At 66.8% G+C, this 8,805-nt stretch carries 6 protein-coding genes; 3 read left to right on the top strand and 3 right to left on the bottom strand.

Features of this window, described 5'->3' with window-relative positions:
- Positions 1-242: 242 nt before the first annotated feature.
- Both ACFYO5_RS11485 and ACFYO5_RS11480 read right to left on the bottom strand, forming a co-directional pair.
- Positions 243-386: a hypothetical protein gene (locus ACFYO5_RS11485; RefSeq protein ID WP_388707080.1), complete on the bottom strand. Its 144-nt coding sequence runs from the start codon at positions 384-386 to the stop codon at positions 243-245.
- 1,254 nt (positions 387-1,640) lie between these two features.
- Positions 1,641-1,829, bottom strand: a complete 189-nt coding sequence (locus tag ACFYO5_RS11480) for a hypothetical protein (protein WP_388707078.1) — start codon at positions 1,827-1,829, stop codon at positions 1,641-1,643.
- A gap of 291 nt (positions 1,830-2,120) precedes the next feature.
- Between ACFYO5_RS11480 and ACFYO5_RS11475 the strand changes: the two genes are divergently transcribed.
- Together ACFYO5_RS11475 and ACFYO5_RS11470 are read left to right on the top strand one after the other, a co-directional pair.
- A complete protein-coding gene (locus ACFYO5_RS11475) occupies positions 2,121-4,631 on the top strand; it encodes a Helicase associated domain protein (protein WP_388707076.1) in 2,511 nt (836 codons plus the stop codon).
- 1,149 nt (positions 4,632-5,780) lie between these two features.
- Positions 5,781-5,990 carry a hypothetical protein gene (locus ACFYO5_RS11470; RefSeq protein ID WP_388707073.1) on the top strand — a complete coding sequence of 70 codons (210 nt, stop codon included), beginning with the start codon at positions 5,781-5,783 and terminating at the stop codon, positions 5,988-5,990.
- A gap of 171 nt (positions 5,991-6,161) precedes the next feature.
- Here the strand turns inward: ACFYO5_RS11470 and ACFYO5_RS11465 are convergent, their stop codons facing one another.
- Positions 6,162-6,716 carry an ATP-binding protein gene (locus ACFYO5_RS11465; protein WP_388707071.1) on the bottom strand — a complete coding sequence of 185 codons (555 nt, stop codon included), beginning with the start codon at positions 6,714-6,716 and terminating at the stop codon, positions 6,162-6,164.
- A 720-nt stretch (positions 6,717-7,436) separates the two neighbouring features.
- Here ACFYO5_RS11465 and ACFYO5_RS11460 point away from each other — a divergent pair.
- Positions 7,437-8,615, top strand: coding sequence for a tyrosine-type recombinase/integrase (locus ACFYO5_RS11460; protein WP_388707069.1), 1,179 nt, complete (start codon positions 7,437-7,439; stop codon positions 8,613-8,615).
- The last annotated feature ends 190 nt before the right edge of the window (positions 8,616-8,805 follow it).

The following is an 8,805-nucleotide window of genomic DNA, read 5'->3' as shown; positions in this document are numbered from 1 at the left end:
CCGATCTCCCGCTCGCCAGCCCTGCTGCGCAGGGCTGGCGATGCTCCGTCCGCTGCGCTCCCGGAGCTGCGGGTGGCCTTCGCTGCGCTCCAGCCACCCTGTGGCGCTGCGCGCCACCAAGGTCGGCCCCGCTGCGCGGGGCCTGGTCACGGGCCTTCGGCCCGAGCGGCAACAAGGAGGGGTCTGGTGGTGTGGGTCGAGGCAGCCCGCCGGCCTGAGCGGCCCGGCTCTCACGGCGGTGTTCAGGACTGCGGATCGCTGCTCTCGGAAGGGAACGCCGCGTACAGGGCTTCGGCATGCACCGCATCCCATTGGCTGATCAGCAGGCGCTCCACCCCGCCCTCGTGCCGGCGCAGTTCTATTTCCTGTCCCTTGTCGAACTCCACCCGCACCTGGGGGTTCCTGCAGACCGCCACGGCCTCGCCGCGCATCATTTCGAACCAGATACCGCGTATGGCGTACTGGAGGTCATTGCCCTGGTGGCGCAGGTACTCGTACCCGATGGTCGGTCAACAGAAGTGAAGCGCGTCGTGGGAGCAGGCCCCACAGTGTGCGTCCGTATGTCACCGCGCAGCCGGCTGTCATCTGCTCGCCCTCAGGGACCCACTGGGTCAAGCGTTCGCGGTCTACCGACCATTTGGCTGCTTCCATCGCCATCCCCTCTCGGCTTCCGTACGGCAGCGTCATTGTTCGGTGCTCCTGCCGGGAGGCAGCACAAGGGAGCGGGCTGGCCGAGGTGGTCAGGCAGATGGGCGGCCGGTGATGGCCGGCAGGGTCGTTGTCCCGATCCGCCGGTAGGTCCTGAAGCCGTACACGGTCATCGCTGTCCAGATGACGGTACTGGCTAGAGGCCACCACAGGTCTCGTCCCCCTTCGCCCTGGACGAGATTGACGATCCAGCTGACCGCCCAGCTGGCCGCGAGAACAAGTGCCGCCCACCTGGCCCACCGCCAGATCCGCATCGTTCCTCGGGCACGGGTTGCCTGTGTGCCCTGATCATCTGGTCGGAGTCGTGTGCCATCCATATCTATCCGAGTACCCCCTGCCCTCCCCTTGCCTCCCGATGTCTGGGAGAGGGCCGAAAACAGACGGCCCCACCGGCTTCAGAGATGCTCACAGGGTTCGGTCTTGCCGGGGTCCTTCATCCAGCCACACTGTGAGGGCTGTTTATTGGCCAGAAACGGTTGGGGGCAACGACTCCAACCAGGCCCGCGAAGAGGCGCAGAAACACGAGGAGACCAGGGGTCGCGGGTGGTACTGCCGTGCCGGCGGTTTGGTCAGGCGTGCGCGTGGCGTGGTGCGGTGGCCCTGTGTGATGCGGGATGGTGCGCGGGGCGTCGCGAGCCTGCGGCTTGGAGGCGGTGTAGCCATAGGGAGGCTGTGAGCAGGAGGCCGTTGAAGGCGGTCAGGAGGAGGGCGGATACCCACATCTGTCGGCTGGCGGGCAACTGCCAGCCTGTCCAGGCGGTCAATACCGCCCACAGTAGGGCGCCTCCCGCGTAGAAGGCGCGGACCCGGCGCAGCTGCCGCACGGCCCGCAAGGACATGACGCGATCAGTTGTGGATGTCATGCCGGCCCGTGTACCCCAGTGCACATTCTTCAATGGGTCGGGTTGGTCGGGTTCGTCCTTCGGCGTCGTTCACTCTTGCTGCTGGGTGCGTCCTTCGAAGTCGCGTCGTATGGCCGCGCCTTGGTCCTCGACCAGTCCTGCAGTGTCGGGGAGGTCCAGGACGGCGTTGCAGTGGTTGCACAGTTTGCCGTCTTCGGCCGGCGTGCCGCATGCCTTGCAGAACCGGTTGCCTTCGCCGGTTCCCGTCTTCTGTGTCATGGCTCTCTCCTACAGGGTGGACAGTGATGGGGAGGGAGTACCCCGGGGGTCGGTGCTGATTCTCTGCTTGTTCTGCTTCATTCTATGCGTGCGATAGGCTCTGGAGTTGGATGGCTCCATCGATGTGAGTTCCGTGGCCCCGTTTGAGGGTGGTCATCTGTGTCCCGGAGCAGAGGTGTGACTGCGGTGTCTTGGTAGGGCGTCGTGCCCCATCCATGGCGGTGGCATGCTGGTTGCTGGCCTTTGGCGTGTGGGATTTTTCGTCCAGTCTGTAGAAAAGGGCAGATCGGAATGGCTGTGAAGGAACTCCGTCCTCACCAGCGAGAAGCCGTGGACGCGGTTCTCCGGGCGCTCGAATTGCCTGCAAGATCTACTGTTCCGGAGCGGGGGCTGCGCATTCAGGTGATCATGGCGACCGGAACCGGGAAGACCCTCGTGGCCACCCGGAGTGCGGAGGAGCTCCGTGCGGGCCGGGTGCTCGTCCTCGTTCCTTCGCTGGACCTGCTCGCCCAGACCGAGACCGCGTGGCGCGAGGGAGGCCGCACCGGCCCGATGATCGGAGTCTCCTCCCTGCGCGGTCAGGAGGTGTCCTTCCCCAACACCACAGACGTGGACGAGCTGGTGGAGTGGACTCGCCACCTGGACAAGGTCACCGTGTTCGCCACGTACGCCTCACTCGGGCTCGGCACACTGGAACGCGCGCACGCCGCCGGCCTTCCGGGGTGGTCGCTGATCGTCGTCGACGAGGCTCACCGGGTTTCGGGCAGGATCGGCCGGCCGTGGGCGGTCGTTCACGACAACACCCGCATCCCCGCCCTGCGCCGCCTCTACATGACCGCCACGCCACGGCTGTGGCAGCTCGATGAGGACTCCCAGCAGGGGGCACCAGGTGAACTGGTGGCCTCGATGGACGACGATCCGGACGGGGCGTTCGGCAGCAGGTGTTTCACCCTTACGTTGTCGGACGCCATCGACAGGGGAATCTGTGCCCCCTACCAGGTCGTGTGCCTGGACATCACCGACACCCAGCTCCAAGCCGCACAACTCCTGGGCGAGGACGCGCGCTCCGAGCAGGTACGCGGGACCCGGCTCGCCGCCCTGCAGACCGCTCTGGTGAAGGCGTCCTCGGAGGAGGGCTTCCGGCGCACGCTGGTCTTCCACCACATGGTGAAGGAGGCCGAAGCCTTCGCGGCCGGCCTCCCCCACATCGCCAAGCAACTGCACGACGCCGACCCGGAGCTGTACCCGCGGATGGTCTGGGCCGGCTGGCTGTGCGGCGACCACAAACCAGGCCACCGGCGGCAGGTGCTGAGCGAGTTCGCCGACGGAATCGCCGCAGACGGTACCGTCGTGGAGAAGGCCTTCCTGAGCAGCGTCCGAATTTTGGGCGAGGGTGTCGACACCCGCAACTGCGACAGCGTGTACTTCGCGGACGTACGCGGCTCCATGCCCGACCTCGTCCAAGCCGTCGGCCGCGCACTGCGCATGCAGCCGGGCGAGGGGAAGATGGCCTCGCTCGTGGTGCCCGTCCTGCTCGGCCCCGGAGAGACAGCCGACAACATGCTCACCTCTCGGGCGTACGGCGGACTGGCCAAGCTGCTTGAGGCACTCAGGGCGCACGACACCCGCATGGTGGAAGCACTCGCCGAGCCGCAGGCGCAGAGCCGTGTCAGGGGTGTGCAGAGCCGCAGCGGAGCGGAAGGCGAGGAAGCCAAGAGCGACCGAAGCGACCGACTGTCGGTGCCGGCCCGGGAACTGCTGAAGTTCTCCACGCCGCGTGACCCTACGCAGCTGGCGGCGTTCATCAACCTGCGCGTGATCAACCCCGAACACCAGCACTGGCGCCGCGGCATTGAAGCCGCCACCATCTACAACCGGCTCCACGGCGACCTGAAAGTGCCGTTCACGTACCGCGTCTCCGAGAGCGGGGACCAGGAAGCCGAAGGCCAGGGGTGGCCGGCCTCGCTCGCCTCCTTCCCACTGGGGCAATGGATCGCCGACGCGAGGCGCATCTACGTCCGCGGTGTCATGGATGCCGACCGCATCAAGCAGCTGGAGAAGCTGGGCATGGTCTGGTCGCACTTCGACGTCGCCTGGGAAGAGGGCCTCGCGGCGGCGCGCGGGTGGGCTGCCGAAGCGGGCCATCTCCTGGCGCCACTGGACGCCACCTACCAGGGCTACCGGGTAGGCATCTGGTTGAAGAACGCGCGCGCCGCCGCCCGCAAGGCCGCTGAGATCGAGCAGCGGCGCGCCGAAGGCCTGCCCGTTCCGTCGTCGGCCGGCGCGCTGCCGGAAGAACGGCGCGAGCAGCTCGAGGACATCGACGCGTCCTGGTGCCCCACCTGGCCGGTCGAATGGCAACGCTGCTTCCACCTCACCCGGCAGCACCTGGAAGCCGGCGGGACACTGCCGACCGAGCCAGGCATGGTCGTGCACCAAGGCGAGGATCTGGGGCGGTGGGTGCGCTCGGTCCGGCTCGGCTGGGACAAGCTCACCGGCGTGCAGCAATGGATGTGCGAGCACATCCTCGGTATCGAGCCCGCGGCCGAGGACGAGAAGCCGCGCCCGCGCCGCACCCAGGCCGACAAATGGGCCATGAACTACGAGGCCGCCCGGCAGTTCTACGAGCGTGAGGGCCACCTTCGAGTGCCGAGGAAGCACGTCGAGCGGATCGTCGGCGACGACCAGGAGGAGCGGGAGCTTCGGCTCGGGGCATGGGTCGGTAACCAGCGCAGCAGGGCCGCGACGCTGACCCCGGAGCGGATGGAGCAGCTGTCCACCATCGGCATGCGATGGACCTGACCATGCACGGGACGGCCTGATCATGACAGCCCGCCGTCACCCTGGCATGACTTCCTCGGAACCAGCCGCTGGGCCGTCGCCGCACCTGCAGGGCGCTGACCTCGCCCCAACACACGCCGTTGCCAGCCGCACCCCCAGGAGGGGCTCAGTCACTCTGGGACGGAATCGTCGATTCTCCGCGAGTGCGGGGCCGTTCCGACTCCTCCTCTTCGTCGGCCAGGTCGGCTTGGTCCGGAGCGTCACCGCTCCACGCGACGGGCGGTGTCGGCGCCGTGATCGTCTGCGGTTCGTCGGAACCCGGGCGGACGCTCGGCTGGGATCCCGGTGTATGGGACGTCTGCACTTCGTCATCGGAGTTCGTCATGAAGTGTGTGTTCCCGCCGTTCTCATTCGAATGCCCTGATCAAGCCAGCTGGCGATCATCGTCATGCCGAGAACCTAGGAACCCCCCGGCTACGGCGGGCTAGCCTGGTGTGAGGCCGTGACAACGCCTTCCGACAAAGCAGCCGGACCCTGCCTGCGATGACCGCTTGCGTTCGGCTGGCGACGGCAGCGCAGAACATGGAACACCTCCCACACTGTGACCCATGAAACGTACGGACAGCGTTCGATCGACGTACATATTGCGTACGAAGTGCGTGGTCTGTCACATGAAGCTCGTCGGCGTTGTTCCGGGCCGGTAGTGGGCGACCCCTGCGTATGACATGCCCAGCGATGTGGTGAGTACCTTGATGTCGAGTTCGTCTGCGAGGGTGAGCAGGCGGGTGGAGCGCAGGATGCGTGGCAGTAGGCCGACGGGGGCGAGGCTGTCGCGGACGTGAGCGGCGCCGGCGGGGCCGCGGCGCGTCCGGGTGAGGCGTGTGACGAGCAGGTGTGGGTTGTCCGAGCCGAGGCGGCGCCGATGTTCTTGGCAGCGCTGCAGGGCCCCCAAGTCGCGTCGTCCAGCGGGAGGGCCACTGACCTGCCGGGAAACTGAACGCTCTGGTGGTCAGGGTCGATTCCGGTGTCGGTGAGCAGGCGTAGCTCCGTGATCGTTGCTGCGTGGAGCCGGGCGGCGAGTCCGATGAAGGCCTCGTGCGGGTGGATGTCCTGCTTGGTGGTCCACCGTCTGTGCAGGGCTCGCTGCTGAGCCAGTGCGAGGGTAGGTCCATGAAATCCCCGTTGCTGCACCGCGGTTACCGGGTCGGCGGGGTTGTGGAGGACCGCCTTGGAGCGGTGGGCATAGGCGAAGAACTGACGCAGTCCCGCGAGGCGGGAAGCACGACGGGCCGGGGCGAGGGCCAGGAAGGATTCCAGCTGCGCGGTGGTGACACGGACGAAGGCCTCTGTACAGCGGGCCTGGAGAGCCCACTCATCTAGCGCCTGGTCGACATCGGATACCGAGGTGGCAAGCCCGCCCTCGATCAGCCTGAGAAACCGCTCCCCCACACCGCACCACCATCCCGCGACAACCGTCATTCAGGTGACACCTGAACCATGCGCGTGCCACCGAAGCCATCAACGAGACACCAGAAGAAAAGCAACCCCGCCTTACACATACCCCTCCAATCCACACGACGGCCCCGGAAGACGCTGTGCCTCGTCCAGTACCAGCACGCGGGGCTGTCTCAACGCGTTCACCAGCATCAAGTCGGCCTCCCCCGCCCCGCGCGGCAGACGCCTGCCCAGCTCAAGGGCGTCCGCGAGTACCCGGCGCAGTTCGGGAACCGTCGGGTGCACACCGACGTGGACCCGGCGGACCCTGGCCGGGTGCGGCAGCTGGGACAGGGCGTACTGCAACGCGACGGTCTTGCCCTGTCCGGCGTCGCCGTACAGACACACCACCGCCCCGACCGCGGCCGCGTGCGCGACCGTCCGCAGCACCGACTGCACAGCGGACGTATGCACCACCTGCGCGCCCGGCACCAGAACCGGGACCTGCGCCAGATGCTTCTGCTCGCGCAGAAAAACCTGCCCGCCTGTACCTTGGCCGGCCACGACGTTCAGGCCGAGCTCGCTGAGCGGATCGGACCTGCGTGGCCCCGCCACCTCAGGCTCCCGCTCGACCATCAACGCCCGCCCCGCCCGGCGGTCCCTGCGGATCACCCGGTGCAGTGTCGACGCCGACGGCACCGAGGCCCCGCCGCCATCCCGGCCAGCCGGCGCCTCAGCTCAGCAACATTCCCTCCCACCTCGCCCAGCAGCGCCCACACCTCGTGCGACACCGCATACCCCTGCCGAACCGGCGCCTCCACCTGCCCGGTCGTCTTGGCCTGCTCCGGCCAACGCCACACCGTGCGCTCCGAGACACCCACCGTCTCAGCGACCGCACGCACATGCCGCGTGGCCAGCTCCCCCGCCTGCTGCCGCTCCAACAGACGACGCACCACCAACCCCCTGGGCAGCACAGGCCCACGACCGGCCCTTACCTCTTGGTCCACCCCACGATCACACCGACCCGGCCCACCTCACCGCAAAAGAACTCACGAACCTGAGACAGCATCAGCCGCCATGCGATAAAGCCCCACGACAGTGGTCCTGTCCCTCAATCTCTCACCTCATGACAGCGACCTACCCCACCACAACATCCGCTGACCAGCCCTGTAACGCCCCACCCCAGAACATCACCACCGACTCTCACCACCACCGACGCGACGCCGAGAGATCGCACTTGAAGAGCCGGATCGGTGGGGCGTCTGGGCAGTACCGTGCCCTGTCCCGCGGCACGAGGTGCGCTCCGCGCGAAGCGGCCGCCGTAGGGCGAAGGAACGGACCGACAACCGCATTCGTGAACGGCAACCGCTTCTGCCCACGCTGGTTGAGCATGTGGAGGAGAGGCACAGGAAGTCGCGCGCCCTGCTCCAGGCCGCGTCGGCTGTCCCGCTCGGCGAGGAGTTCACTCATGCCGGCCGCTCCTACCGCCGGACGAACAGCCGAGCCGACCAGGCAAAGACTCGTCATTCCAAAGCGCCGGTGCGTGTGGAGGACCTCGCCACCGGCGAAGCAATCCATGCTGAAGGAGCAGAAGAGGATGCCTTCTGGGACTGGGCCTACGTGGAGACACTGAGGCTGAGCGGGGTCCGGATCGAGGAGCTTGTCGAGCTGACGCAGCTCAGCATCCGGCAGTACCAGAGGCCGAACGGCGAGGTGGTCGCCCTCCTGGTAATCGCGCCGTCGAAGACCGACCGAGAGCGCGTCATCCCCATGTCGGCGGAGCTCTTCCACGTGATCGCATCGGTGATTCGCCGCCATATCACCGGAGAGCGGAGGTCTGTTCCTCTTACCCAGCGCTACGATGCGCACGAGCGACAGTGGTCTGCATCCATGCCTTTCCTGTTCCAACGTGGCTCACGGGGCGGCCGAGGCGTGATCAGCCCTAACACCATCGCCAATCGGATCAGGACGCTCTGCCGCGAACTCGCCGAGGCGAACCCGGCCTTCGTCGGCCTGACGTTCGCCCCCCATGATTTCCGCAGGTTGTTCGCCACTGAGATCGTCAACAACGGGCTACCCATCCATATCGGTGCGGCACTGCTGGGCCACCTGAACATCGAAACCACCGGCGGCTATGTAGCTGTCTTCAACGAGGATGTCGTTCGCCACTATCAGGAATACCTGGCTCGCCGTCGGGCCGTGCGCCCTGTCGAAGAGTACCGATCAGCAACGTCCGATGAGTGGGACGAGTTCCAAGAGCACTTCGACCGCCGCAAGGTCGAACTCGGAAATTGCGCCCGCCCCTACGGAACACCTTGCCAGCATGAGCACGCTTGTCTGCCGTGCCCAATGCTTCAGGTGAATCCCAAGATGCTGTCACGTCTCGACGACTTGGAAGAGGATCTGGAGGCCCGCCGGAAGCAAGCAGAGACCGAAGGCTGGCTGGGTGAGATCGAAGGCATCGACCTCACACTGCAGTTTCTGCGCGAGAAACGGAAGCAGGCCCTGAGGTCCGAGCAACCGGGCCGGTCAGTCGATCTCGGGATCCCTTCTTTCCTACCTCGTCCCTGATCAGGGCTCTGCCACACGTCCAGCAACACTGCTCCTTGCTCAACCCGGCTGGAGGGCAGGCAAGTTGGCGTGGCGGGTGTGCGCGGGACCTGCGTCCTATCGCGTGCCCGATGCAGGCTGGAGCCGTAACTTCACCAACCCTCGGCTCTGCGCAGCGATCTTTGGGGACGCGGGCCTGCGCAGCAGCCAC

This window comes from Streptomyces sp. NPDC006259, assembly GCF_042870975.1.
Taxonomy (GTDB): Bacteria; Actinomycetota; Actinomycetes; order Streptomycetales; family Streptomycetaceae; genus Streptomyces.
Note: the sequence above shows the minus strand (reverse complement) of the source record. Positions and strands in the feature narration are given on the sequence as shown.

Excerpts from the sequence above, each read along its gene's own strand:
- ACFYO5_RS11480 (WP_388707078.1), bottom strand. The coding sequence starts at position 1,829 with ATGACACAGAAGACGGGAACCGGCGAAGGCAACCGGTTCTGCAAGGCA.
- ACFYO5_RS11475 (WP_388707076.1), top strand. The coding sequence starts at position 2,121 with ATGGCTGTGAAGGAACTCCGTCCTCACCAGCGAGAAGCCGTGGACGCG.
- ACFYO5_RS11470 (WP_388707073.1), top strand. The coding sequence starts at position 5,781 with ATGAAATCCCCGTTGCTGCACCGCGGTTACCGGGTCGGCGGGGTTGTG.